Genomic DNA, 25109 nt, shown 5'->3' with positions numbered 1-25109 from the left:
GAGTTTTTTCCACGGACGGAGGTACCGCATTGGTGAAAGTAATCAACTGGCTGACGAAAACGATTCTCGCGGCGGCGATCATGGCCGGCGTATCGGTGGCGACCACGTGGGTGATGGTCAACGCGTACGTGCGGCAGCTGCTCGGCGCGTACGGGGCGGCCGGGACGGTAGAACCGGTGGGGTTTACCGACGTGCTCTCGTCGCTCACGGCAGGCGGAGCGTCCGGAGGGACGCCCGACGGCAGGACGCCCGACGCCGAATCGTCGGCGCCCGTCTCTGCGGCGCCCTCGAATTCGGCAGGCGGAGAGGGAAGCGGTACGCCGACGCTGGAGCCTGTACCGGATACCGAATATCCGGTGCCGGACAATGCGCTGCCGGTGATGGGGCAGGCCGCTCAGGAGGATTCCTACTTGTCGATGGACGAGCTGAACGAGAAGAAAGAAGCGCTCAGCGAAGAAGACAAGATGGAAATTTTCGCGATGCTGGTGACGAAGCTGCCGCCGGAGCAGGTGCAGGCGATATCCGCGCTGCTCGAGGACGGGCTGGATGCGGCGGAATTGGAGCAGGCGTCGACGATTTTGCGGCAGCATTTGAGCGAGGAAGAGTTCGACAAATTGGTGGGAATTTTGCAGAAATACTAAGGTCCGAAGGCGCTTGCGGCCCCCTGAGAAACGGGGACGCGGCGCCTTTTTTCGTTCACAAAAACGATGAGAACATGCGCAAAAGGGCGAAAAAGTTTGCCTCATCAGAAATTGCTGTGGTAAAGTAAAGGAAGGCGTGAAATCCGCTTGTTTTCGGGCGTTTTCATTCTTTTTTCAGAAAAAAGTGAAGAGCAGCTTGGTTTACAGGCGATCAAGAAGGAGGCGAGCATGACCCAGTTCAGGAAACCTCTCCCGTTCGACAGAGCCTCGGAGAAGCTGAGAGACGTGATGCTAAACCTCAAGTCCAAGAGCTTATATACGAAGCTTAAGATGCGAACTCGGGACGGATGGAGAGATTCGAAGCAGTGGCTTTATACATATAGGATTCATGTTGCAAGCAGTGTAGGAGCGGCGGCCTTGGTCGCTATGATGGCGTATGCGGGCAACGCGTACGTGAAAGCTAATATGAATGACGTGTACGAAGTGTACGTCGGCGACAAGCTGATCGGGGAAGTCAGCTCCCCGGATGTCGTCGGTTGGGTGATCGCGGATAAGCTGGAAGAGATGAAGCGCACGCACCCCGAGGTCCAATGGGAAGTCGTCCGCGACGGCTTGCGCATCGAGAAGGAATCGATCTTCAAGGGCGAACCGGAGAACGAAGAGACGATCGAAGCGCTGCGGGCGTCGCTCGAAGCGAAGGCCATCGGCGTCGAGGTCGTCGTCGACGGGAAGGCGGTCGCCGTCGTGAAGGATCAGGAGACTGCAGATCGCATTCTGCAGCACGTGAAGGACATGTTCGCGTCGGCGGAGTCGCCGGACGGGTTGACGGTGCTGTCGGCCGAACCGATTCTCGATCGCGACGACGACGTCATCGCGGAGAGCGCCCCGGAAGTGCTGTCGACGCGCATCATCGAACCGGTCGAGCTGCTTCGCCGCGAGATTCAGCCGAACGACGTCATGGATGAGCAAGCGGTCATCGAGATGCTGATCAAAGGCGACACGAAGCCGACCCAATACATCGTTCAGGAAGGCGACACCCCCGGCCACATCGCGCAGAAGCTGGGCGTGCCGATCGAACTCATTTATCAGAAAAACCGGGACAACAAAGATTTGGTCGAACGCGATTTGATCCGACCGGGCGACGTGCTCGATTTGACGATGCTCCAGCCGGCCGTGACGGTCGAATCGGTGGAGCGGGTGAAGGAAACGATCTCCGTCCAGTTCGATACGATCTACGAAGAAGATCCGACGATGCGCAAGGGGCAAACCGAGACGATTCGCAAAGGCAAGAAAGGCGTGAAACAGGTCACGTACTTGCTGACGAAGGTCAACGGGCTGCTCATGGAGGAGAAGATCGAGAAAGAAACGATCCTCGAGGAGCCGGTTCCGGCGGTCGTGAAGCGAGGCACGAAGGTCGTCCTCGGCGAAGGCAGCGGGAAGTTCAGATGGCCGGTGGTATCCCCCAGCGTCTCAAGCGGTTACGGCAGCCGGTGGGGGCGTAAGCATAAGGGCATCGACTTGACGTCATCCAAGAAGTCGATCCTCGCCGCGGACACCGGCAAGGTAACCTATGCGGGCTGGAAGGACGATTACGGCAACGTTATTATCATCGATCATAAGAACGGATACGAGACGCTGTACGCGCACCTTAGCAAAATCAGCGTGAAGAAGGGCGACATCGTCGAGAAGGGCGACGTCATCGGCGTTATGGGCAGCACCGGACGCTCCACGGGCGTTCACCTGCATTTCGAAGTCATCGTGAACGGCGTCGAGAAAAACCCGATGAGCTATTTGCGGTAATCTGTATAACGAACTCATAGTGCAATCATCCCGAAGAGGCTCGGCAAGGATGGGAATCCTTTGCCGGATGCCTCTTTTTTGCCGTTATGGTAAGATAATGAGAAGGTGGTGACGACGTCGATGCAGGGCAAAATTCTGGTAGTGGACGATGAAAAACCGATCGCCGATATTCTAAAGTTCAACTTGGAGAAGGAAGGCTACGAGGTCGTGTGCGCGTTCGACGGACAAGCCGCGGTGGAGCTCGCGTTCGAGACCGATCCGGATTTGATCCTGCTCGATTTGATGTTGCCGGTGAAGGACGGCATGGACGTCTGCCGCGAGGTTCGGGCGAAGCTGAGCACGCCGATCATCATGCTGACGGCGAAGGATACGGAGCTCGACAAGGTGCTCGGACTCGAGCTCGGCGCCGACGACTACGTGACGAAGCCGTTCTCGAACCGCGAGCTGCTCGCGCGCGTGAAGGCGCATTTGCGCCGGCAAGCGCGGTGGGGCGGCGCGCAGGCTGCGGAGGCGGAAGAGCCTGCGGGCGGCGGCGGCAATACGCTGAAAATTTTCAACTTGACGATCGACAGCGACATGTACGTTTTGTACAAGGACGGCACGGCGATCGATTTGACGCACCGCGAATTCGAGCTCATTCATTACCTCGCGAAAAACAGCGGTAAGGTGATGACGCGCGAGCATTTGCTGCAGGCGGTGTGGGGCTTCGAATATTTCGGCGACGTGCGGACGGTCGATGTGACGGTGCGCCGGCTTCGGGAGAAAATCGAGGACGACCCGAGCAAGCCGGAGTATATTTTGACGCGGCGAGGGCTCGGCTACTTGATGCGCAATCCGAAAATGGGGGGCCTCCCTTCGCAATGAAAGGCATCCGCTCGCTGCAGACGATTCAGCTTCGGCTGATCGTCATTTATGTGCTTTTGATTTTAATCGCGATGCAGCTGATCGGCGTGTATTTCATTCGGACGCTGGAGGACTCGTTTTACGGCAATTTTAACGAAAACTTGGACAACGAGGCGTACTTGCTCGCCGATTACGTGAAGGATTACTTGGACGCGAATTTGTCCGGCACCTCCGGGGAGGAGCAGCGGACGTACGAAGACCTGACCGTGTTCATTCGCAATTTGTTCGCGACGAACGACACGGAAATTCAGATTATCGACGCGAACGGCATCGTGGTGAGCGCGTCGGGCCAAGCGCAGGAAGGCATCGTCGGGCAGAAAAATACGCAAACCGAAGTGAATCGCGCGCTGCAGGGCATTCGGGGCAACGTGCGCACGATGATCGACGCGGACGGCAAGCGCAAACGCGCGGTCGCCATGCCGGTGCAGAGCGACGGCAAGGTGATCGGGGCGGTCTATTTGGTCGCTTCCATGGAAGGCTTGTTCGACACGATGAACCGGATCAAGCAATTCCTGTTCACGGGAACGGCGATCGCGCTCGGACTGACGGCCGTGCTCGGCATCATTCTCGCGAACATGATTACCGCGCCGATCAAAGAAATTACCCGGAAGGCCGCCGCCATCGCGGTCGGCAACTTGAACCAGCGCGTCAACGTACTCGCGAACGACGAGATCGGCCAGCTCGGCAACGCCTTCAACGACATGACGCAGCGCCTGAAGCAAGCGCTGTCGTCGATCGAGGAAGAGAAGGAGAAGCTGGCGTCGATCTTATCGAACATGAGCGACGGCGTGATCGCGACGGACGAGTTCGGGCGCACGGTCGTGCTGAACCGGAGCGCGCGGGCGATGCTGGGCATCGGCGACGAGGACGCGGCGGTCGGCCGGGACGTGCTCGAACTGCTCGGGCTGCGGCGCGAGGACGTCAGCGAGGCGGCGTGGACGGAGGGTGCGGTGCTGAACGTCGTCCTGACGCCGGACGCCGGCAACGGGCCGTTGACGGCGCGGGCGACGTTCTCGCCGATCCATCGGCGGGACCACGGCGTGTCCGGCACGGTGGTGCTGCTGCACGACGTGACGGAGCAGGAGAAGCTCGACGCGTCGCGGAAGGAGTTCGTCGCGAACGTGTCGCACGAGCTGCGGACGCCGCTGACGACGATCAAAAGCTACCTGGAGGCGCTCGACGAAGGCGCGCTCGAGGACCGGGCGCTCGCGGAGCGGTTTATCGGGGTGACGCGGAACGAGACGGAGCGGATGATCCGGCTCGTCAACGATTTGCTCCACCTGTCGCGCTTCGACTCGCGGCAGACGCCGCTGACGCTGGAGCGGGTCGGCATGGCGGAGCTGCTCGAAGAAGTGAGCGACCGGTTCGCCTTCCAGGCGCGGCAGCGCGGCATGGGGCTGTCCGTCGAGCTGGAGGGCGAGGATGTGCCGCCGGTGCACGTCGATCGGGACGCGATCGACCAAGTGCTCGACAACTTGGTGTCCAACGCGATCAAGTACAGTCCCGACGAAGGCCGGGTGGTGCTGTCCGCCCGGCATGCGCCCGCCGAGGCGGGACCGGGCTGGGTGGAAGTCACCGTCCGGGACTGGGGCATCGGCATTCCGAAGAAAGATTTGCATCGTATATTCGAACGGTTTTACCGCGTCGACAAGGCGAGATCCCGCAACATGGGGGGAACGGGGCTCGGTCTCAGTATTGCCCTGGAAATAGTCAAGGCGCACGGGGGCACGATCCGCATCGAATCGGAGCCGGGGCAAGGCACGGCGGTCGTCTTTACGCTGCCGGCGGCGCCGGAGGAGGGTGAGAGCCGATGATGGAGCGCGCGAAGACGCTGTGCCTCGCCGTTCTGATCGCGGCCAGCTTGGTGCAGAGCTATTTGCTCGCGTACAGCGAGCCGAAATTCGATACGATCATTCCGACCGATTATGTCGAATCGAAACTGGAGGGGACGCAGGCGGAGCTGGCGGCGCTGCTGTTTCCGAAGGATATCGTGCTGCATTTCGGGAACGGGGAACATACGCTTCTTTATCCGCACATGATTTTTTACCGCATGATACTGGAAGTGGTCGAGCAGCGAACGTTCGACGGGCTGCGGGAAGCCGCCTTCGCCTCGGAAACCGCGCAGGACGCCGCCGGCGTCGAAATCCGGTTCGCCGGCGAGCTGCCGCTGTCGCTGCTGCAGCAGGCGATGAACCTCAAGGGCGAAGGCTTGCATGCGGCGGCGCCGATCGATCGGATTCACATTTTCACGCAGCCGGGACGGGAAGACGTCCGCGTGTTTTTCGTCGGTTCGGACGGCGCTTACGAGGCGACGCGGGCCGACTTGACCGTGAAGGACGTGGAGCGGTTCGTCGGCTTCGGGGAAGCGCGGACGCGGTATACGGCCGCCTCCGGAGGCCATTACTTGCCCGACGAGCCGCTGCCGATGGTGCAGTATACGTACGAGTCGCGCCGGTTTACGGCCGACCAATTGCAGCGCAGCTTGTTCCCCGATCCGTTCAGCACGCGAAATTTGACGGAACGGGACGGCTCGGAAATTTACACGGACGGCAAGCGCGGCCTGCAGCTGTCGACGGAGCGCGAGTGGTTCAGCTACACCGACCCAGCGGCGACCGCGGAAGGCGAGCGGACGGCGCTCGAGACGGCGCTCTCGGCGGTGCAGTTCGTCAATCGCCACGGCGGCTGGAACGGGGACTACATGCTGGAGTCGATCCGGCAGGACCAGCCGAACGGGGCGGAGCAGAGCGTCGTGTTCCGGCACTACGTCGGCACGTATCCCGGCTCGTATCCGATCATCGGGACGCGGAACGGCGCGCCGTTCGGGCCGATCGAGCTGACGCTGCGCAATCGGAACGTGACGAGTTATGAGCGTTCTACGGTGCAGCTCGACGGCCAGCCGGTCGGCCGTATGCCGTTGCATTTGCCGGGCGGCGACAGACTGCTGAAGCTGTGGAACGCCTATTCGGAGAAGGCGCTCGTCCGGGCGATCTTCCCGGCATACCGCGCCAATTTTGCAGAGGACCGGGTCGTGCTGGAGCCGATCTGGGCGCTGTCCATGATCGACGGTTCGGTTCGGGCGCTGCCCGGAGGGGGGGCGTACTAATGGACTGGGGCCGCGCGAAGACGGTCTTGATTTGGGCGTTTCTGTTTCTGAACATCCTGCTCGGCTACCAGCTGTGGATGGACGAGCTGAATTTGAACACATTCACGGAAAACGCGTCGCGGCGCGACGAAATGAACCGGCTGCTCGGCCTCAAGGATATTCGGCTGGATGCGGCCGTCCCGGAGGGCACGCCGGTGCTGAGCGAAATCACGGTCAGCGTGGACGGAGCGGGTATGCCGGAGTCGCCCGAGCCGTTGAACGCGCCGCTGACGCAAGAGGCGCTCGGCGACGTGCAGCGAGTGCGGGAAGCGCTGGCTGCGGCCGTGCCGAACGTCGGCGAATACGAGCCGGATCCGTTCGCGGCGAAAGCCGGCGGCGCGGTGTACGTGATGAACCAGCTGTACGACGAGCTGCCGATGTTCGAAATGCGGCTCGAGCTGTACGGCGCCGAGGACGGCACCGTTACCGGGTACCGGTACTTGTCCGCGCAGCGGGAGACGCCGGTCAACGTGCGGCCGCCGCAAGGACAGGAGGTGCTCTCGGCGTACGTGGTGGTCGGCACGCTGGCCGAAACGTACCTGCCGCAGGGCGCCGTCATCGCGGACGTGCGCCTCGGGTATCACGGGCCGATGTTCGAATCGGAAACGCAGGTGCTGGCGCCGTATTGGCGCATCGTGTTGCGGACCGGGGAAACGTACTATGTGCATGCGATTAACGGGGCGGTCGAAGGGCCGTCGGTCGCGCAAGCGGCCGACGGCGCCCAACCGCTGCCGGCGAAATAACGGAGATTTTCGGGAGAAACAGGGGAAACAGGAATGGGCATACGGTTTACGATATTATCCAGCGGTTCGACGGGCAACGCCACGCTCGTCGAGTACGGCGAATGGCGGGTTCTGTTGGACGCGGGGCTCAGCGCGAAGCGGATCGAGCAGCTGATGCAGGAACGCGGCGTAACGCCGGAAGGGATCAGCGGCATCCTGGTGACGCACGAGCATTCCGACCATGTGAAAGGGCTCGGGGCGATCGCGCGGAAATACCGGCTGCCCGTCTACGCCAATATGAACACGTGGAACGAGCTCGACCGCGCCGTCGGCGATTTGGACGACGACCAGCGGCGCGCGTTCAAGACGGGGGATGTGCTGACGTTCGGCGAGCTGTCCGTGGAGTCGTTCCCGATCTCGCACGACGCCGCGGAACCGGTCGCCTACAACTTCCAGGCGGGCAACGTCAAGCTGAGCATCGCGACCGACATCGGCTACATGAGTCCGGTCGTGAAGGAGAAGGTGAAGGACGCCGACGTGCTCGTGCTCGAATCGAATCACGACGTCGACATGCTCCGCGTCGGGAAATATCCGTGGAACGTCAAGCGCCGCATCTTAAGCGACGTGGGCCATTTGTCCAACGAAGCCGCGGGCGAAGCGCTGTGCGAGCTCGTCACCGAACGGACGAAGCGGGTATATCTCGCGCATTTGAGCCGGGATCATAACCTGCTGGATTTAGCCAAGCTTACGGTGAATAATATATTGTGTGAGTCCGGCGTATCGACGGAGGAACGTCCGATCCGGCTGATGGATACGTATTACGACCGGTCGACGGAGTGGGATATGGTCGACGAGCCGTAACGCCGCGGATCGGCCATCGCCGCGTCCTCCTGCTCGAGCCGGGCCGCTTTCCGGTGGAAATCTTCGGGAGCGAGCACGCCTTTCTCCACGAGCAATTCAATCAATGCGCTTAATGCGAGAGTGTTGCGATACAGCGATTCTTTCACGTCCGCCAGCTGCGCCATCGTTTGCACTTGATCCCAAGCGGAGGTACGGGTCGGTTTCATAAGCGACGCTCCTTTTTCTGCGAGAATGGATTCCTTGATTGCTAGATCGATAGATTATTACTATTGTAGGTTACTATGCAGAAAAACATTCCTCTTATTTTTGTGGTCGCGCGCTTTTTTGGGTATGATGAAAGAAGGATATTGAATTGCGGCAAGCGGCCGGTCGAGAGGGAGGGCGCAGCTTATGAGTTTATTCGATGATGACTTTTATTCGCCCAAGGTGTCCTCATGGGAACGACGACGCATTCGCAACGAGAGCCGGGAAGACGGCCGCTGGCCGATTCGGCGGCGGTATTGGCGCTTAGGACTTCCGAACCGCGCCGTCGTCTACGCGCTCTCGGGAGCGCTCGGTCTCGCTGTGTGCCTCCTGCTCCTCTCTCCGCTATGGGGGTCGCGCGACGCCGCTACGGACGACGGCGCGACGGCCGGCCGCGGGGCGCCGGCTGCGGGAGAGCCGCTCAGCGTCGTGGACATCGTCGATAAGCTGAAGCCGGCGATTGTGAGCGTTATCAGCTCGCGGTCGTTCGGCGGGGAGGATGACGAGACCGTCGACGAGGCGGAGCTCGGCATCGGTTCGGGCATCGTGTACCGGAAGGACGGGAACGACGGGTTTATCGTCACGAACCATCATGTCATCGAGGGCGCATCATCGCTCCAGGTGGTGCTGTCCGACGGCAAGAAGCTGGATGCCAAGCTCGTCGGCTCCGACGCGCTGACCGACCTGGCGGTGCTGAAGGTGAACGGCAAGGACATTGCGCGGGCGGCGGAGTTCGGCAACTCCGACGCGCTGAAGGAAGGGGAGCCGGCGATCGCGATCGGCCATCCGTACGGTCTCGGCTACTCCCCGACCATTACGACCGGCATCATTTCTTCGCTGCATCGGGTCATTCCGATTTCGCTCGCAATGGACGGGACGATCGACTGGGAGATGGAGCTGCTCCAGACGGACGCCGCGATCAACCACGGCAACAGCGGCGGCGCTTTGGTCAACCAGGCGGGTCAGGTGATCGGCATCAACTCGATGAAGGTCGCGGAAGCGGGCGTCGAGGGGCTGGGCTTCGCGATCCCGAGCAACACCGCGGCGCCGGTCATCGCGGAGCTGGAGCAGTACGGCAAGGTGCGGCGGCCGTACTTGGGCGTGGCGACGGTGGATATTCAGGATTATCCGCAGTTCGCCGAGAACGAGGACGAAGTGGAGCTGCCGAAGGGCGTCGAGAACGGCATCATCGTGCTGGACGCGTTCGGACCGGCGGCGGAAGCGGGGCTGCGCTCCAACGACGTCATCGTGGCGCTGGACGGCCGGCCGATCGGGACCACGCTGGAGCTGCGCAAATATTTGTACGATCACAAGCAGATCGGCGACCCGATTCGGGTAGACTATTACCGCGACGGCAAAAAATCGTCCGTCACGGCGGAGCTCGGGGAATCGCCGGAACCGTAACGAAAAGGGGTTACCAGTCAACAAATGCATGTCGTATGCGAAGAACATCTGGAATTGGCTTTGGATCGGTTCGTGGATGAGTACGAGGACGCGCCCGACGTCGTCGACCTGGAGGTAACGACGTTCTCGGCTTGGGAGCCGCCCGCTACGTGCGAGCAGTGCGGCCGGTCCGCGCGGTACTTGGTCGTGTAGGGGAGCGGTCGGCGCTCTCCGATGTCGCAGCAGTTTACGTCGCCCGGTGCGGCCGTCGATCGAGGCGGAGCACCGGGCTTTTTCTTTTGGCGGTCGGTCGGCAACCCCCCGCCATCCGTCTATCGCTCGCGATTAGCGAGCTTTCTTCACTAATAGCGAGTTGAGGCTCGCTAATAAGGAATTATCCTCACTATTTCGCCCATGGAGGTCCGTAAGCATGCACATTCAGATCGTCGCCGTCGGCAAACTGAAAGAAAAATATCTCGTCCAAGGCATCGCCGAGTACGCCAAACGGCTTGGCGCCTACGCCAAGCTGGACATCGTCGAGGTGCCGGACGAGCAGGCCCCGGACTCGATGAGCGCCGCCGACGAGGAGCGCGTGAAGGCGAAGGAGGGCGAACGCATCCTCGCCAAAATCAAACCCGACTCGCATGTCATCGCCATGGCCATCGACGGCCACATGTGGACCTCCGAGCAGCTGTCCGCCCATATCGCCGATCTCGGCACCTACGGCAAAAGCCACGTCACCTTCGTCATCGGCGGCAGCAACGGCCTTTCCCCCGACGTCCTCCGACGCGCCGACACGAAGCTGAGCTTCGGACGCATCACGTACCCGCACCAGCTCATCCGCTTGATCCTCGTGGAACAAGTGTACCGGGCGTTTAAGATTATGCGGGGGGAACCGTATCACAAATGACGCAAATAAGAAAGTTTGATTTTTATTTGTTGATATATGGGGTAAACTTAAATCAACTAGTTTACGAATAGGTGGACTCTTATGGCCCGTGCAGATCTATTAAAAAAACTCTTTAGAAGTTATAAATTCAATGATAACGAGTCCTTTATTAAAGCTGCAGAATTAATAATTGACGAAGAAAGAAAAAAAAATCACCTTGTTCTTGCAGATGAGTTGAAAAGAATTCTTTATAGTGAGCATCTATCTAAGCCTAAATCGATAAGTGTGTTACAAACTACTCAACCAAAAGATCTAGATAAAAATGCACCACTGTTTGAAGTGAAATTTCCTGATAAGTTCTTCAACGATCTTATTGTAGCCGAAGACATTAAAGAGAACTTAATGGATATATTAAAGGACTATCTCCACTGGGATGCATTAGTGAGCAATGGATTAAAACCCAATAACAAATTACTTTTTTATGGTCCGCCGGGATGTGGCAAGACAATTACTGCAGAGGCATTGGCAGGGGAATTAGGATTACCACTGTTATATATCAGGTTTGATGCCGTTATTTCTTCATTCTTGGGGGAAACATCCACGAATATAAGGAAAATATTCGATTATGCGAGTAGCGGTTCATGGATTATCTTCTTTGATGAGTTTGATGCAATTGGTCGTTCAAGGGCGGATGATGGGGAAAATAGCGAGATAAAGAGAGTAGTAAATGCGTTCCTACAATTGATGGACAATTTCACTGGAAGATCAATTATTGTAGCCGCAACGAACTATGAAAAGGTACTGGACCATGCCTTATGGCGGAGATTTACAGAGATAATAAAGTTTGATTTACCGACAGCAGATAGTATCCATAAACTATTGTTAACAAGACTCTCCAGGTTTGCAGGACCAGAACAAAAGTTAGTGGAACTTTCTAATGAACTATGCGGATATTCGCAAGCTGACATTGAACGAGTTTGTCAGAATGTGTTGAAAAGGTGTATCATGGAAGGCAGGACATATTATACCAAGTTTGACCTAGATAGGGCAGTGAGTAAAGAAGCAGACAGAAAAAAGGCGCAGAATCAATGAGTTACTAAATGGGGGATATTAGATGGCGGATTTACCTACTCTAAATCATATCGAAATTGTTCGGGAACCTATAAATAGGGATTTAAGAGGCAGGCAATTCCCAGGAGCCCCAAGGGTACAACCTAGAGCCAACAGATTTCAGCATTCGCGTTCATTAAGTGAGCAGGCTGATGCCGCTTTTGAAACCATTAATACAAACAGAAGGTTATTGGGTATTACGCCCGATACTTTACTAATATTACAGTTTAAGATTCTTACGGTAAATCAACGTGAGACATTAATAAGGGCTTTTAATGTATCAATAGTAGAAGAGACGGTAATAAGTGAGGGGGAATCTGATAATTTCCGCCTTTTTATTCAGTTTCCAACACTAGAGAGTTTAGATAACTTCCAAAGAGAGAAGCAATTGTACGAAATGGACTCCCATCAGAGGGGGTTCCTACCTTATGCTCAAAGAAGGGATTTATTTGATTCGATTGATTTAATAAGAAATGTTCAACCAGAGGATAGAAAGGGAAAAAGATTAATTTTGTATGGCCCCCCTTTAGATGAGAGTTTTGTTGTTGATATTGACTTATGGTACGACGGTACACCTCGCGGTGCAACACAAACGGAATCGTTACTCAGACAAAGTATTGGCCACATTGGTGGACAATTGATTCAAGATTTATTTAGGACACCTAGCTTACTACTTGGCAAAGTACGCGTTAATTTGGAAGCACTTGAATTGCTACTAAACCTAGATATTGTAGCTCTAGTTGATTTACCAATAAAGCCTAGTGAAGAAGAAAGTTTCGATATATTCAGTCCACCTCCTGAAAATATAGAGCAAGCAAATTTGCCACTAGATGATGATAACGTACCTTTGGCGACTGTAATTGACTCAGGTGTTTTTTCAGGACACCCTTTGCTTCGTAATGGGATCGTGTTAGAAGAGTATGATTTCGGTACAGGTGAAGGGACCGACACAGATCTTAATGGTCATGGTACTGGTGTTGCTGGAATCGTTGTATATGGTGATATTCCAAAATGTATTTCAAACAATGCATGGGTCCCTAGAGTAAGAATTTGTAGTGCTAAGGTGATGAAGAACGACCCAGTCTGGAATACCCCCGTCTTCCCGGAAAACAGAAGGCCGGAGATGCTAATGGAGGAAGCAATAAGGTATTATCACAGGGAACGTGGTTGCCGAATATTCAATCTATCAGTTGGAAATACCGATCAAATCTATAATGATGGAAGACAGTTTACTTGGGCAGAGACATTAGACAACCTTGCGCGTGAGTTGGATATCGTAATTGTCGTAAGTGCTGGAAATGTAATTAATCCGGAATTGCCAACTGGCAATACTCGTGATGAAATAGCGGCAAAAGTAAGGGATAACCTATTTTCCTCTACTCATAAACTAATTGACCCGGGGACAGCTTCTATCTGTTTAGTTGTTGGAGCCGTAGCTAGGCGCAATGATGTAAGGACAATGGGGCAATTACCAAGAATATCAGTTACGCCGATTCAATCTCCATCAGCATTTACAAGGGCCGGTTTTGGAGTAAATAGGGCAGTAAAGCCGGATCTGGTAGCACCTGGGGGAAGTTTTGTATTACAACAAGCAGCTAATGATGTAAGGTGGATAAAAAATGACCCTAACATTGCAGAACCATCATTGAGACATTCGATTGAAGACGGTAGATGGTTTGCTGGATTTTTTGGTACCAGTTTCTCGGCTCCACATATTACTCATTTGTGTGCACTTATCGAAAATACATTGAAAGAACAACTAGATAGAGCTCCTAGTTCAAATTTGATTCGAGCAATGGTTGTTAATTCGGCAAAAACACCAGGCGATGTTGAAAATTGGATTCGTGAAGCAGTCGATGAAAACGATACAAGACAACAACCACGAAAATCCGAGTATGTACTTCGTTTAATAGGTTATGGTCGCCCTTCAGAGGAGATATTATGGTCCAGAAAAAATAGTGTAACTTTATTTGCAGAAGAACGGCTTCCTCTTAATTCATTCCATATCTATACTATTAGAATACCTCCTGAGTTTTTGCGGGGGAGGTTCAATAAAAGCATTTCTATAAGCCTGGCATATGACCCTCCAGTTAGACTTAGCCGTAAAGATTACACAGCAAACAAGCTTTGGTTTGAGGTGTATAAGGGACTGACTGCGGGACAGATTGAACAATTTAGGAGGACGCGACAAAATGGTGACCCCGATGAACTCCCAGTTGTTCCTGAAAACTGTAAAACCAAGTTTTTACCAGGGTATCAAACAGTTCAGAATTCCACTGTACAATTAAGAAGGTGGGTTAAAGGCAGACAGGGTGGTTTGGATTTATTAGGTGTACCTGAGGGGGAAGAGGAGCCAACAATAACAATTGTTGTTGCGGGAAAAGAACAGTACCCACACCCTGAGGGTCTTGATAACCAAAGTTACGCTTTAGTGATATCGTTCAATGCAGACGACGAGGAAATAGAACTGTATGAACAAATTCAGCAAAGGATCAGAACAAGAACAAGGGTAAGGGTCTAATTTTGCGGTTGTTACAGTTTAAAACCATTTACGGATTATTTTATTTATTGATTCGAAAGGACAACCTAATTGGGTTGTTCTTTTTTTGCCGTTACCCCCGTTACGCTGAACCGTACCATAAGTAACGGCAAGTCTTACGATTGACAGCAATAAGAAGGCATGATAATTTCAAATTAGGAAAATGAAGGCAATGTAACCTTAGGGTTCAACCTCGCTGAGAAGTGGGTTGGACCCTTTTTTGCATTCTCAAACCCAAAGGAGGATTCATGTGCCGAAAACAGAACTGCTGTTGCAACGGCTCGACGAGATCGGCAAGTCGCTCGAACGCAAGGGAGGAGTTCTTTTATTATTAGGAGTCGGTTCCGTTGGGATCGAGTTAGAACGGATGGATGAGTTTTCGGATCTGGATTTCTTTGTCATCGTGAAGCCGGGTCAGAAAGAAAGATATATCGACCAGTTAGATTGGCTCGAAGAAGTTCACCCCCTTGCCTATTCTTTTCGGAATTCTGATGTAGGGTATAAAGTTTTGTTCGAGGACGGAATTTATGGGAATGTGCGGTATTCGAGGAATGGGAGTTGAAGAACGCCTCCTATACGGAAGGTCGGGTCGTGTGGAAGGATCCCTTGTACAGCAATGCGGGGATTTCTAAACCTTCCAACCCGATCCCCAGCATAAAAAAGGACTCCTTGGACTTTCCTTTGAATGAAGCTTTAAAAAATTTGTATGTGGGACTTGGCCGATATGCGAGGGGAGAGCGCCTATCCGCAACGAGGTTTGTTCAAAGTTATGCTGTCGACAATATTCTATCCGTGCTCCATCTGTTGGAGCAAGAGGTGGATTACTTCCCTGATCCGTTCGGAAATGAGAGGCGGATGGAGCAAAGATACCCTCGTTTTGCAGAAATCGTAGGAGACATGGTACAGGGATATGATCGTGTTCCCGAATCGGCACTTCGCATTTTAAATTTCATTGAAAGAAGTGTATCCTGTCAATCGCAAATTAAGCGATGAAATACGAAGATTGGCCACAATCACTTGCCGTAATAAACAGCGCGGAGAGCCGTAACATAAATCAGGGCGGAACGTGTGGCAGGGTAGCGCGGTGAACGTCCGCAAATAAGCGCAAAAATGCAACTAAGCCTCCAAATTTCAATGGAGACTTAGCGAGCACGATTACAAGCGCGATTCCAATCGATCGATGATGGAGAGGAATTTAGCTGCTTCTCGGGTGACGTGGGAAGCTAATTTCGGGTCGATAATGCTGCGTACCTGACAGGCTTCGATCAATTTGGTCGCCTGTTCTTTAAAGGAACGAAGCTCTAAAGCTGCGCCTTTGTACATAGTCAACTGATCGCGCATGACCTCGGTGGACGGAGAACCGAAATCTAAGTTGCGGGCCTGGTACACCAATAAGTCGAACTGTTTCCCAAAGTCGCGAGACAGTTTGATGAGCGATTCTTCTTGGGGGTCCAACAGATGGGCGATGAACTTCGAATGGTCCGCCATAATCTGCAGGAAGAAGATGTTCTCGTCGATCACGTCGTCGGTGACGGGATGCTCGCGCCGGCTTTGGATTTGCTTAAGTGTTTTTAAAAAGTAAATGGCTTCCCTTCTTACATGGTCAATCAGCAGTGGGAAATTGAACCCCCTCAGTTTGCCGAGGGTTTCCTCCATGACATTTTGTTTAAACAGGGCAATCTTATGGGTCAGGACGAGCGTTTCTTCATTCAACTTGCTAATTTCCTGCGGGTCGGCGGGGGTTTTGTAAGCAAGGTCCAATTGCTTCTCGAACACGATCTCGAATTGTTCGGCCTGCTTAATCAACCGGGTCGCATCGGGCGGAAGCCCAGACCGCAGAAAGAAGGAATGTTCCATCATGATACGCAGCCAAAATTGGTTTTCTTCCAACGACCGCTCGATATATTCCTGATCGCTTAATGTCGTGGATTCATGCTCCTCGATGTTGTCGTGGAACGAATATATCGCCGTAGGATCCGTGGGGTCTTCACGTAACCCGAGCTTCGGAAGGAATCGGGGCAATATGATGGTCGTCACTGTTCATACCTCCTCGGGATAGGGGTATTTTTAATACGCGCTTCCATACGGTCCAATACGGTTAGATACTTCCCTGCTTCGCGGGTGATATGTCCAATGATGTTGGGGTCCGCGACCCCCCGGATTTCTTTCTCTTGGGTTAAGCGATGCACTTCCTCCATAAGACCGTGGAAGAGCAGGGTCGACCCGCGGAAGATCGTAAGTTGGGAGAGAATCGCCGTCTTCGATGGGGGCTCGATTTCCAAGTTCCGGGCTTGCATGGTCAATACTTTAAATTTATCCCCCATTAATCGGGCCAAGTCGAGAATATCGTCCTCGTCCGGGTCAAGGAAGTGCAGCGCGAATACGCCATGCTCGGCCATGATTTTCAGGAAAAACTCGTTGTCCTCCACCAATTCCTCGATCAGCGGGCGTTCGACTTTACTGTTTAGTCGTAAGAGGGTTTTGATCACATAAAGCGGTTCCCGCCGAATATGCTCTGCCGTCTTGGTCCAATTCATGCCGCGAAAATCGCCGTTCACATTGCGGTAGAACACGTTTTGCTTATACTCCATAGCCCGAGTGAGTAAGTCAATGCTGTCGAGGTTGAGCTTCTCGACGTCGGACGGGTTGGCAGGCGTTTCGTGAAGCGCACGGTGCAGCTGTTTGGCGAAGGAGGCTTCGAATTCCTCGGCCAGTTGTAGAAATTCGGTTGCTTCATTGGGTAAGGTAATCTTTAGGAAGAAGGCATGCTCCATCATCACCCGCATCCAGAAACGGTTCTCCTCAAGGGAACGCTCCACGAATTCCCAATCGGCCAATTTGCGCCCCCCGCTGATTCGCATGAATAAGTCATCCTGAGTGGGTTCCACCTCCGCACGAGGCAAGGGTTCCAACACGCGGTTTTCCGGGAAAAAGCGAGCCGGGTCTTCGACTGTGTCCGGCATCCCCTCTTGAACAGGCGGTTCCATCGTTGTAAGTTCACCCCGTATTCCAAATTTTAGGACCACGAAATCAGGTTTCCCTAAGGAACAGGAAGTATGCTCCGGAAACGACTGAAAATGTGAAACCCGGTGGGAACGAAGGGGGGACTCACCGAACTGTTTCGCCGTGCTATGTCTCGTAAACATGCGGATTTTTCTCTAGAGAGTCCATCATGTACACCCATCCGACCAGTCCGCAAAGAACAAAACCAAACGCATGCAGCAAACCATAAATCGGAATAAAATCGAGTATGGTTAAGGAAAACGCATTTTTCAGTAACGGATAGCTAATGGAAAGGACGACAATCGTGTAGAAAGCAATGCAGGAAAGAAATAAAAAGAAGGTTGCTTTCCTGTGCAGAGGGCCTTTCCTCAAGTAAGCAAGGAGATAAGTGGTGTAAATCGTTATATTACAGGCGAATAAGGTGACACCAATATACTCAAGCGGTTTCGAGAACATAATACCGACAGCGATTAGAATGGGTCCGATGAGATCGGCGGCAACGACCCAAGGATACCATCTTTTTTTCGTCATGACCCGTCCCAGTACACCGATAAAAATAGGAACGATCGCAGACGAGAAATGAAAATGGACCGAACTCAGTGCGTGCGTTGCGGGATTAGCTTGAAAGAAGTCGAGTTGAAACTGATATAGGGCGAACCAGAAACCTCCGATAAAAAAGTAAACGAGCCCCGCGCCGATCGCTATTTCTCCTGTTCTTCCCTTGTGGTTCATAATCATGGTTAGGCCATAGATGCAGAGCATTAGGGTAAACAGCAACCACCCGAGGGAGAGAAGCCCTGGTAATGCAGTGTTTCCCAGCCCCCACGTCTTACTGCTCATTACGGAGGCTAAAGCAAGAAGCGCCGCTGGAAATTGAAGCAGTTTAATAACAACATACATTATCCGTTGATGCTGGTCCCTTTCGTCACGGCCCAAGAGTAATATCACAAGAGGGACAATGACGAAAGTCGCAAACAGGAGGAATTTTTCGACAAGATTGAATTGGAAATAATCTAGATTAAATACGATCATGGTTATGATCCCACCGGGAATCGTCGGTGTTATTAATGATTTCATCGTTGCTTGCCCCCAGAATCGATGTACCTTTCTTTATAATTTGATTTTACAGTGAACCGTATCATAAGTAACTGCAGGTTTTCCTAAAGTTCGGAAAAATGGGCCCCCTTTTTTTATACAGGATACATATCATGTTAGGGAGTTAAGGGAGGTGTGGATTTGGGAAAAAGAAGGCTTGGATGCCCTAAATTATCAATATGTACCGTCGGTCGTATACCGAATTTGTGGATTAATACGAAGAAAATCAAGTGTTTTTGTTCCAAACAGGATCACCTTTGTAAGGCTGTAAGGAAGGGGAGGCGGGAAAGGAGAATCGACAAAAAGGAAAATGGAAAAAGGCCTGTTGGATCACGCAGAAAATTCAAATCCCTGAAGTCGCCGCGGAAATACAGCAGGGATAAGAAGTCACGAAGGAACCAACCGAATGAATTATTGGATCCTATAACTTACTCTCCACAAGAAGAAGCTTACTCCCCGCAACCGATTGAGCTTTACCCTAAACTGGTGGAAGAAAATCAACCTTCGGTACAGGTTGACTCCAACGTCGATCCAAACGAAGAGCCTGCTGTCTTAAAGAACGGTGATCAAGGGAAAACCTTTTGCCGGGTTCTTATGGATCTGCCCCCACGTTATCGATTGTCCGCAATTTACACCAAAGGAACGGTCATCCAGGTTAACGAATTGATCCATGTAGATGAAGCATCGGGAGAGGTGAAGTTCATATCCGATGGCACCCGTATTTCTTCCCTTTCCTGTACAGAAATTGATGGGATTGCATTAGGGCAGCTTCAGGATACCGGGAAGTAAGGTATTTGTACAAAAGACCAATTCTGCATAAATACGCTTTTACCTTATAACAAAGACGATGTCCCCCCATACAATAAAGTAATCTCCTAGCTCAGGAGGTTGGTGTAAACCAACACTTTGTTGTAGGGGGGAATTTTATTGCTTTCCTTGTTCTCACTATGAGTACAAGGGAGCAGTTTTCAGTTGGAAGGGGGTTATATAAAAGAAGAAGAGAAGGCAATCAGGTCGTTTGGGTGGAGCTTCAAAGGTATTATCTAAAAAAAAGAAAACTTAAAGGAGTGTTTTCTATGAGTGGAAACCATGTCGAGAAGAATCGTTTGAGCAAATTGCTGGAGAAATTGCCTCCGAACTATTCCGTTGGAACGATTTACTTGAACGGTCAACCGGTACCGGTTACCCAATTCTCTAACCTTGATAGCGATGATCTCGGTTACTTCATTGCAGACGGCCAAGTTGTGGTGCTTGACTCCCACAAGATCGATGGAATTTCTTTTGCCCCAGCCGAAGAGGAAGAAGAAGAAGAGGAAGAGGAAGCTCAATAAATTGACGGTTCTAAGAAGGGAACAAAGCTAAACTTTATCCCCTATTATTCATATAAAGGAGAGGTATAACATGAATTGCCAAAAATCCATTGTGGATCTCTTGAAGAAGCTGCCGCCCAATTATACACTCGGGACCGTTTATTTGAACGGAGCACCGGTTGTTGTTCAGAAATTTATGAACCTTAATGACGAGTTGGCCTATTTTGTAGACGAAGAAGGTCAGGTAGTGATCATGGATTCTGGTAAGATTGATGGATTGTCCTTCGGCGCAGCAGAGGAAGAAGAGGAAGAAGAAGAAGAGGCTGGACAGTAACATCAGCGATGCTTGTCAAGTGATTATGTGTTAGGTTCGAGAGGGCTAGCTCTTACTAAGGATGGCATAAACGTGTTGGCGCAAGCCACCACGGCCGCCTTGTAGGGCTTGCCCTCTTTCCCTTTTTGTCAGAATACCCTTGGATTTTAGCCAAGCCTCTTTGAGCCGCATTTTGTAGTCCAGGAGCTCGCAGCCGTCATTTTAGGTATGCTTTCCGCCAGTTCCACCTGTATATTCCATATTAGTCTATGTAGAATTCCTTAGGGTGGTTACAAATTTGAAAAGGGTGGGTTGTTCAAAAATAGCTTGCTACAGACCTAACGGAATGATCCTGCTGAGGCTGATTTTCCGAAAAAATGTATAATTATTTCAAATAATTTGTTAGAATTCATTGTTAGGATAATATTTCAATTTCATAATGTTTCTCGTTTTATAATGAAGGAGGAGCTCTGTGTGGACAACATCGATATTATAAAGCGAAATGACGTGAAAATAACAGGATCTGGCGATAAGGTCATCATCTTTGCTCCAGGTTTCGGTTGCGATCAGAGAATGTGGAGGTATGTCGCTCCGGCGTTTGAACAAGATTATCGCGTTATTACCTTCGATTATGTAGGCGCAGGAAAGACCGACCTTCGATACTACGACCATACAAGATACAGTCAACTCTCCGGTTATGCCCAAGATGTATTGGATGTCCTTGCTTCTCTCCAATTAGAGAAGGCTATTTTCGTAGGACACTCCGTCAGCGGGATGATCGGCCTGCTCGCTTCTATACAGGATCCCAAGTACTTCGAACGACTCATCATGATCGGACCTTCTCCGTGTTATTTGAATGATCCTCCTGAGTACGCCGGCGGGTTTGAAATGAGCGCGTTGGAAGGTCTCATTGAATTGATGGAGAAAAATTATATCCAATGGGCAAATTATCTGGCCCCTATTATTATGCAAAATGCGGATCGCCCGGAATTATCCGGGGAATTGGAAGAAAGCTTCTGTTCGACCGATCCGGTCATTGCCGTCAACTTCGCAAAGGCGACCTTCTTATCTGATTACCGGAAGGAATTATCGAAAGCGACCGTTCCGTCGCTTGTTTTGCAATGCGCTGAAGACGCGATCGCTCCAAGAGAAGTAGGGGAATACCTTCTTCGCCACATGCCTGGCAGCGACATCCGATATATGCAAGCAACGGGACACTGTCCTCATTTGAGCCATCCGGAGGAAACCGTAGCACTGATCAATGACTACCTCACAATGTCGCAAGATAAATGATCATCCATGCAAATCAGTTGCCATGTGGGTTTTTATCATTATCTCTAGAGGGCTTCATTCAGTCGATGAATGATAAGCTCTTGGAGTGGATCAATGCAGAGCGCAGCAATATTGAGGGTCGGCATGTGGATGCAATTTTAACGGAGCCGAGCAAGCTTTTCTACCAAGTGTATATTTTTCCTATGCTGAAGATGCATGGCAAGGTGGAGGAGATGTACTTCACTTTGCAATCCGGCGACGGGTCTGAAGTGCCAGTCCTCCTTAATGGGATGTGTCGCGAACAGGACGGAGTAACGGTCATTGATTGTATCTTTATTAAAACAGTGAATAGAAAAAAACTCGAACATGAGCTGCTACTCGCGAAGAAAGCAGCGCAGCAGGCCAAGCAAGCGATCGTCGAATCGGTAAGCGACGCCATTATTTTGGCAAATCAAAGCACGAAAATTATAGCGTGGAATAAAGGGGCAGAGGCGCTTTTTGGCTATAAAGAACAGGAAGCCATCGGACAAGATCTCGAGATTATTGTGCCTGAGCATCTCAAAGAGACATACCGTCGAGGCCTTAAGCGTCTCCGCGACACAGGACAATCCATGGCGATTGGACGAATGGTCGAATTGAGCGGACTTCGAAAGGACGGCACGGAGTTCCCTGCGGAGATCTCTCTCAATTGTTGGCAAACGAACGGCGAATATTACTGGAGTGCCATCATACGGGATATCACAGAAAGGAAAAAGACCCATGAGCTGCTTTTGAATTCGGAGAAACTGAGCTTAGCGGGTCAGCTTGCTGCGAGCATTGCCCATGAAATTCGTAATCCTTTAACGTCGATCAAGGGATTTCATCAATTGATGAAAGCGGAGGGTCACGGAAAGCCTTACTATTTTGAAATTTTGACAGATGAAATGAACAGAATCGAACTCATTCTAAACGAGTTATTGCTCCTGGCCAAACCGCAAGCTACGAAATTAAAGCAAGTGGATATAAGAGCCTTGCTTGAGCAGGTTTGCACACTTATGGATCCGCAGGTGCATTTGTACAATATTGAAGTGAAATTGAAGTGCGAACATAACGTGCCGGCTTTCATACAATGCGATGAGAATCAAATGAAGCAAATATTTATCAATTTCCTTAAAAACGCGATAGAAGCAATGCCAAATGGCGGGCAAGTGATGATATCGGTTAACAAACACGAAGAGGGCAGCATTTGCTTACGCATTATTGACCAGGGTGAGGGCATACCCGAAGACAAACTGAAGCGAATTGGGGAACCTTTCTATACCACAAAGGAAAAGGGAACAGGGTTAGGGCTTATGGTTTGTCGTAAAATCATTGAAGACCATCAAGGATCGCTGAACATTTCAAGCAGGTTGAATGAAGGAACCACGGTTAAGGTAATTTTGCCATTAGGGAATACGTCGCAAAACGATATTCCAACGGAGCATTAGTTGTTTGGTAGAACATCCATTTCTAGCCTGCGTAGTCGCAGGCTATTTTTTTCGCCGACAACCGGTTACGGAGTACAGTGAGACGCAGCCAGCAGTGACGGAATCTTGTTAGTTCGCTGTTAGCCGCGGGCATTCGGTGTTAGTATAGTAAGGGCATGTCAGGGGTTCAACCCGTTCATGGAGCAAAGTTTTAAATAAAGGCAAAAGTGGGAAAATGAAAAAGGAGCAGCCATGTTTGCGGATGGCCGCGGCGATTTGAAATAACACCCAGGGAGCAGGAGCGTTGAAATGACAGGGTATAAAAAAGAACGTTACCGCTTCAGTGAAGCGCCTATTTGGGATTTCCAGCGTAAATATTATGAAGAGGAAGGAACGGAGGCGTGGAGGAATGACCAAGTTCCTCAATTTATAACGAGTAATCCCATGATCGCCGCTGCATATGCAGAAATGATCTTTGGGTTTCTTCAAGACCGAGCCAATAAAGGGGATCTGGAAAATCCTGTTTACATTGTGGAACTTGGAGCAGGAGCGGGACGTCTTGCTTACCATGTCTTGCATGAGTTGTGCCAGTTGAGGGACTACGCGGGGATCTCGCTGCCTTCGTTCCGGTATATCATGACGGATCTGGCGATAAACAATGTGATGGCTTGGAAGGCACATCCCGCCCTACAATCTTATATTACCGAGGGATTACTGGATTTTGCGCGATTCGATGCAGTCCATGATACAGTGCTAGACCTCGTTGTATCCGGCACGACGATTCGTGCAGGAGATGTAAAACAACCGTTAATCATTATTGCCAATTACTTTTTTGATAGCATTCCACAAGAATTGATTTATATTGGTGACGGGCAAATTTATGAAGCAGATGTCATTGTCGAATATCCCGAACGTAACGATGAGATGAAAGCATCGGAATGGTTACAGCAAATCGCCTTACAATATGAGTATCGACGGGCGCCTGAGTACGAACAAAAAAACTACCCTTACTATGATGTCATTTCCATGTACCGGGAACAACTCGAAGACTCGCATATTTTATTTCCTGTCTCTGGGTTAGATTGTTTGGAACGTTTGAATCGGTTATCTCAAGCGGGATTCGTATTGATCACGGCGGACAAAGGAGATCACTTACTGGATAGCTGGAAGTTCGCGGAACCGCCGGAGTTGATCTTGCATGGAAGTTTCTCTTTAACGGCAAACTACCACGCGATTCGGCACGTCTTCGAGCAGAGAGGAGCAACCGCGTTATTCCCCCCGCATCATTATAAAAATTTAAATGTCGGCTGTATACTCAACTTGGACAAACCCATGGATTATGCAAATATTCGATTGGCTTTTCGCCGAAGTATTGAACGTTTCGGTCCGGACGAGTTTTTTAGTTTGAAGGTCTGGGTGGATCGCAATCAAGATAGCATGGGAATGCAGCAATTATTAAGTTTTTGGCGTTTGGGCGGATATGATGCAGAATTTTTCGTTCAGAACACGAAGCAGATATCCAAACTATTACCGGATGCAAACGACGAAGAAAAGCAGGATATTGTGAGAGGCATACAGATGATGTGGTCATCGTATTACGCCATGGAGCAGCAGCGTTATGACTTAGCGCTCGATGCCGGATTGGTACTGTTTGAGATGGGGATGTACGAAAAATCCAAATGGTTTTTGGAAACTTCGATACGTCAGGAGCGGGAAGAGGTCGTATCAACCGTTTTTTATTGTCTATCCATTTGTTGTTTCGAGTTAGGGTTAGTCGAAGATGCGGTGATGTACTTACGAAAATTGTTGGAGCTCGAGCCTGATCATGAAGAGGCATTGGCGTTGATTAACCATTTTGAATAGCAGCGATCCATATAGGTATATACTACTTTTAAAGAGACGATAACGATTATCTATGTTACGATGTAACCCTATATGTTAAGAGGACGTGGTTAAACTTGATAACGATTACCATCCCAACGCCGGAAGTAACGATCTATAAACAAGAGGCTCCAGAATTGAGTCATATTTATGGGTTTACGGATTTCCACCTGATCACCAGGGAAAAAGGCGGCATCTTCATGTTCTACAACGGCAAGGACGAACTGCTCTTTGTCGGAAAGGCTCGGAAGTTACGGCAGCGGATTAAGAAGCATTTTGAGGATACCGTCTCGCCCATCAAGAATCACAGGGATGAAGTGGCGAAAATAGAGGTGTGCATCGTAGAGGATCCCGTGGAGCGGGAAATTTACGAAATCTATATAGCGAACAAGCTTGGGGCAAAATACAACGTAGATAAAATAAATCCATAAATGTCGATCAACAGGAGCAATGCGCCGAATCCCAAGGGGATAGGCACATTGCTTTTTTCGTTGTAGAAATTAGTCCCGTTACCTGTTTTCTAGAAAATGGGAAAATAAAATTAAGAATAGTAACAA

24 protein-coding genes are annotated in these 25109 nt (G+C 51.3%); 20 read left to right on the top strand and 4 right to left on the bottom strand.

The genetic code is table 11. From position 1 onward, the window contains the following. Positions 1-29: 29 nt before the first annotated feature. The 7 genes from VE009_RS08175 to VE009_RS08145 all read left to right on the top strand — a co-directional run bounded on the left by VE009_RS08175 (position 30) and on the right by VE009_RS08145 (position 8069). On the top strand, positions 30-641 hold the full coding sequence (locus VE009_RS08175; RefSeq protein ID WP_325006899.1) for a hypothetical protein: 612 nt from the start codon (positions 30-32) through the stop codon (positions 639-641). 426 nt (positions 642-1067) lie between these two features. Beyond that, the gene (locus VE009_RS08170; RefSeq protein WP_325006934.1) at positions 1068-2441 is read left to right on the top strand and encodes a peptidoglycan DD-metalloendopeptidase family protein; all 1374 of its coding nucleotides are present in this window, start codon (positions 1068-1070) and stop codon (positions 2439-2441) included. A 120-nt stretch (positions 2442-2561) separates the two neighbouring features. After that, complete coding sequence (gene yycF / locus VE009_RS08165; RefSeq protein ID WP_325006898.1) at positions 2562-3305, top strand: response regulator YycF; 744 nt, start codon at positions 2562-2564, stop codon at positions 3303-3305. Then, positions 3302-5158, top strand: a complete 1857-nt coding sequence (walK, locus tag VE009_RS08160) for a cell wall metabolism sensor histidine kinase WalK (protein ID WP_325006897.1) — start codon at positions 3302-3304, stop codon at positions 5156-5158. The genes yycF and walK overlap by 4 nt, the downstream gene beginning before the upstream one ends. Continuing rightward, complete coding sequence (locus VE009_RS08155; RefSeq protein WP_325006896.1) at positions 5155-6447, top strand: YycH family regulatory protein; 1293 nt, start codon at positions 5155-5157, stop codon at positions 6445-6447. The genes walK and VE009_RS08155 overlap by 4 nt, the downstream gene beginning before the upstream one ends. Continuing rightward, complete coding sequence (gene yycI / locus VE009_RS08150) at positions 6447-7229, top strand: two-component system regulatory protein YycI (RefSeq protein WP_325006895.1); 783 nt, start codon at positions 6447-6449, stop codon at positions 7227-7229. Before VE009_RS08155 ends, yycI begins: the two co-directional genes overlap by 1 nt. A gap of 33 nt (positions 7230-7262) precedes the next feature. After that, positions 7263-8069 (top strand): MBL fold metallo-hydrolase, encoded by an 807-nt coding sequence (locus tag VE009_RS08145; protein WP_325006894.1) that lies wholly within the window; start codon positions 7263-7265, stop codon positions 8067-8069. Here VE009_RS08145 and VE009_RS08140 read toward each other — a convergent pair. Next, complete coding sequence (locus VE009_RS08140; protein WP_325006893.1) at positions 8027-8275, bottom strand: hypothetical protein; 249 nt, start codon at positions 8273-8275, stop codon at positions 8027-8029. The genes VE009_RS08145 and VE009_RS08140 overlap by 43 nt on opposite strands. A gap of 184 nt (positions 8276-8459) precedes the next feature. On the opposite strand from VE009_RS08140, the gene VE009_RS08135 reads away from it, so the two are divergent. The 6 genes from VE009_RS08135 to VE009_RS08110 all read left to right on the top strand — a co-directional run bounded on the left by VE009_RS08135 (position 8460) and on the right by VE009_RS08110 (position 14795). After that, positions 8460-9716, top strand: a complete 1257-nt coding sequence (locus tag VE009_RS08135) for a S1C family serine protease (protein ID WP_325006892.1) — start codon at positions 8460-8462, stop codon at positions 9714-9716. A 24-nt stretch (positions 9717-9740) separates the two neighbouring features. Continuing rightward, positions 9741-9908, top strand: coding sequence for a CxxH/CxxC protein (locus VE009_RS08130; RefSeq protein WP_325006891.1), 168 nt, complete (start codon positions 9741-9743; stop codon positions 9906-9908). Positions 9909-10125: 217 nt separating this feature from the next. Further along, entirely contained in the window at positions 10126-10605 is a 480-nt protein-coding gene (gene rlmH, locus VE009_RS08125) for a 23S rRNA (pseudouridine(1915)-N(3))-methyltransferase RlmH (protein ID WP_325006890.1), read from the top strand. Positions 10606-10686: 81 nt separating this feature from the next. Further along, complete coding sequence (locus VE009_RS08120) at positions 10687-11676, top strand: AAA family ATPase (RefSeq protein WP_325006889.1); 990 nt, start codon at positions 10687-10689, stop codon at positions 11674-11676. A gap of 22 nt (positions 11677-11698) precedes the next feature. Next, positions 11699-14215 carry a S8 family peptidase gene (locus VE009_RS08115; RefSeq protein WP_325006888.1) on the top strand — a complete coding sequence of 839 codons (2517 nt, stop codon included), beginning with the start codon at positions 11699-11701 and terminating at the stop codon, positions 14213-14215. A 268-nt stretch (positions 14216-14483) separates the two neighbouring features. After that, a complete protein-coding gene (locus VE009_RS08110; protein ID WP_325006887.1) occupies positions 14484-14795 on the top strand; it encodes a hypothetical protein in 312 nt (103 codons plus the stop codon). Between the two features lie 593 nt (positions 14796-15388). Here the strand turns inward: VE009_RS08110 and VE009_RS08105 are convergent. The 3 genes from VE009_RS08105 to VE009_RS08095 all read right to left on the bottom strand — a co-directional run bounded on the left by VE009_RS08105 (position 15389) and on the right by VE009_RS08095 (position 18313). Then, positions 15389-16270 carry a DUF2935 domain-containing protein gene (locus tag VE009_RS08105; RefSeq protein WP_325006886.1) on the bottom strand — a complete coding sequence of 294 codons (882 nt, stop codon included), beginning with the start codon at positions 16268-16270 and terminating at the stop codon, positions 15389-15391. Then, a complete protein-coding gene (locus VE009_RS08100) occupies positions 16267-17220 on the bottom strand; it encodes a DUF2935 domain-containing protein (protein WP_325006885.1) in 954 nt (317 codons plus the stop codon). Before VE009_RS08100 ends, VE009_RS08105 begins: the two co-directional genes overlap by 4 nt. Positions 17221-17362: 142 nt before the next feature. Beyond that, positions 17363-18313, bottom strand: a complete 951-nt coding sequence (locus tag VE009_RS08095) for a YndJ family transporter (RefSeq protein WP_325006884.1) — start codon at positions 18311-18313, stop codon at positions 17363-17365. 159 nt (positions 18314-18472) lie between these two features. On the opposite strand from VE009_RS08095, the gene VE009_RS08090 reads away from it, so the two are divergent. The 7 genes from VE009_RS08090 to VE009_RS08060 all read left to right on the top strand — a co-directional run bounded on the left by VE009_RS08090 (position 18473) and on the right by VE009_RS08060 (position 24983). Continuing rightward, positions 18473-19120: a hypothetical protein gene (locus VE009_RS08090; protein WP_325006883.1), complete on the top strand. Its 648-nt coding sequence runs from the start codon at positions 18473-18475 to the stop codon at positions 19118-19120. A gap of 287 nt (positions 19121-19407) precedes the next feature. Continuing rightward, complete coding sequence (locus tag VE009_RS08085) at positions 19408-19662, top strand: hypothetical protein (protein WP_325006882.1); 255 nt, start codon at positions 19408-19410, stop codon at positions 19660-19662. A 70-nt stretch (positions 19663-19732) separates the two neighbouring features. After that, entirely contained in the window at positions 19733-19975 is a 243-nt protein-coding gene (locus VE009_RS08080; protein ID WP_325006881.1) for a hypothetical protein, read from the top strand. Positions 19976-20428: 453 nt separating this feature from the next. Continuing rightward, positions 20429-21247, top strand: coding sequence for an alpha/beta hydrolase (locus tag VE009_RS08075; RefSeq protein ID WP_325006880.1), 819 nt, complete (start codon positions 20429-20431; stop codon positions 21245-21247). A gap of 65 nt (positions 21248-21312) precedes the next feature. Further along, positions 21313-22692 (top strand): PAS domain S-box protein, encoded by a 1380-nt coding sequence (locus tag VE009_RS08070; RefSeq protein ID WP_325006879.1) that lies wholly within the window; start codon positions 21313-21315, stop codon positions 22690-22692. Positions 22693-22980: 288 nt separating this feature from the next. Continuing rightward, positions 22981-24534: a tetratricopeptide repeat protein gene (locus VE009_RS08065; RefSeq protein ID WP_325006878.1), complete on the top strand. Its 1554-nt coding sequence runs from the start codon at positions 22981-22983 to the stop codon at positions 24532-24534. 95 nt (positions 24535-24629) lie between these two features. Next, on the top strand, positions 24630-24983 hold the full coding sequence (locus VE009_RS08060) for a nucleotide excision repair endonuclease (RefSeq protein WP_325006877.1): 354 nt from the start codon (positions 24630-24632) through the stop codon (positions 24981-24983). Positions 24984-25109 lie beyond the last annotated feature (126 nt).

The sequence above is a fragment of the Paenibacillus sp. genome, from assembly GCF_035645195.1.
GTDB lineage: Bacteria > Bacillota > Bacilli > Paenibacillales > YIM-B00363 > Paenibacillus_AE.
This window is presented reverse-complemented; position numbering and strand designations above follow the sequence as displayed.

Bases quoted from the DNA above. Each gene is read 5' to 3' on its own strand.
- rlmH (WP_325006890.1), top strand. From the start codon at position 10,126: ATGCACATTCAGATCGTCGCCGTCGGCAAACTGAAAGAAAAATATCTC.
- VE009_RS08065 (WP_325006878.1), top strand. From the start codon at position 22,981: ATGACAGGGTATAAAAAAGAACGTTACCGCTTCAGTGAAGCGCCTATT.
- VE009_RS08140 (WP_325006893.1), bottom strand. From the start codon at position 8,275: ATGAAACCGACCCGTACCTCCGCTTGGGATCAAGTGCAAACGATGGCG.
- yycF (WP_325006898.1), top strand. From the start codon at position 2,562: ATGCAGGGCAAAATTCTGGTAGTGGACGATGAAAAACCGATCGCCGAT.
- VE009_RS08120 (WP_325006889.1), top strand. From the start codon at position 10,687: ATGGCCCGTGCAGATCTATTAAAAAAACTCTTTAGAAGTTATAAATTC.
- VE009_RS08130 (WP_325006891.1), top strand. From the start codon at position 9,741: ATGCATGTCGTATGCGAAGAACATCTGGAATTGGCTTTGGATCGGTTC.
- VE009_RS08100 (WP_325006885.1), bottom strand. From the start codon at position 17,220: ATGGAACCGCCTGTTCAAGAGGGGATGCCGGACACAGTCGAAGACCCG.
- VE009_RS08155 (WP_325006896.1), top strand. From the start codon at position 5,155: ATGATGGAGCGCGCGAAGACGCTGTGCCTCGCCGTTCTGATCGCGGCC.
- VE009_RS08095 (WP_325006884.1), bottom strand. From the start codon at position 18,313: ATGAAATCATTAATAACACCGACGATTCCCGGTGGGATCATAACCATG.
- VE009_RS08115 (WP_325006888.1), top strand. From the start codon at position 11,699: ATGGCGGATTTACCTACTCTAAATCATATCGAAATTGTTCGGGAACCT.
- VE009_RS08135 (WP_325006892.1), top strand. From the start codon at position 8,460: ATGAGTTTATTCGATGATGACTTTTATTCGCCCAAGGTGTCCTCATGG.
- VE009_RS08070 (WP_325006879.1), top strand. From the start codon at position 21,313: ATGAATGATAAGCTCTTGGAGTGGATCAATGCAGAGCGCAGCAATATT.
- VE009_RS08170 (WP_325006934.1), top strand. From the start codon at position 1,068: ATGATGGCGTATGCGGGCAACGCGTACGTGAAAGCTAATATGAATGAC.
- VE009_RS08085 (WP_325006882.1), top strand. From the start codon at position 19,408: ATGAGTGGAAACCATGTCGAGAAGAATCGTTTGAGCAAATTGCTGGAG.
- VE009_RS08145 (WP_325006894.1), top strand. From the start codon at position 7,263: ATGGGCATACGGTTTACGATATTATCCAGCGGTTCGACGGGCAACGCC.
- VE009_RS08080 (WP_325006881.1), top strand. From the start codon at position 19,733: ATGAATTGCCAAAAATCCATTGTGGATCTCTTGAAGAAGCTGCCGCCC.
- walK (WP_325006897.1), top strand. From the start codon at position 3,302: ATGAAAGGCATCCGCTCGCTGCAGACGATTCAGCTTCGGCTGATCGTC.
- yycI (WP_325006895.1), top strand. From the start codon at position 6,447: ATGGACTGGGGCCGCGCGAAGACGGTCTTGATTTGGGCGTTTCTGTTT.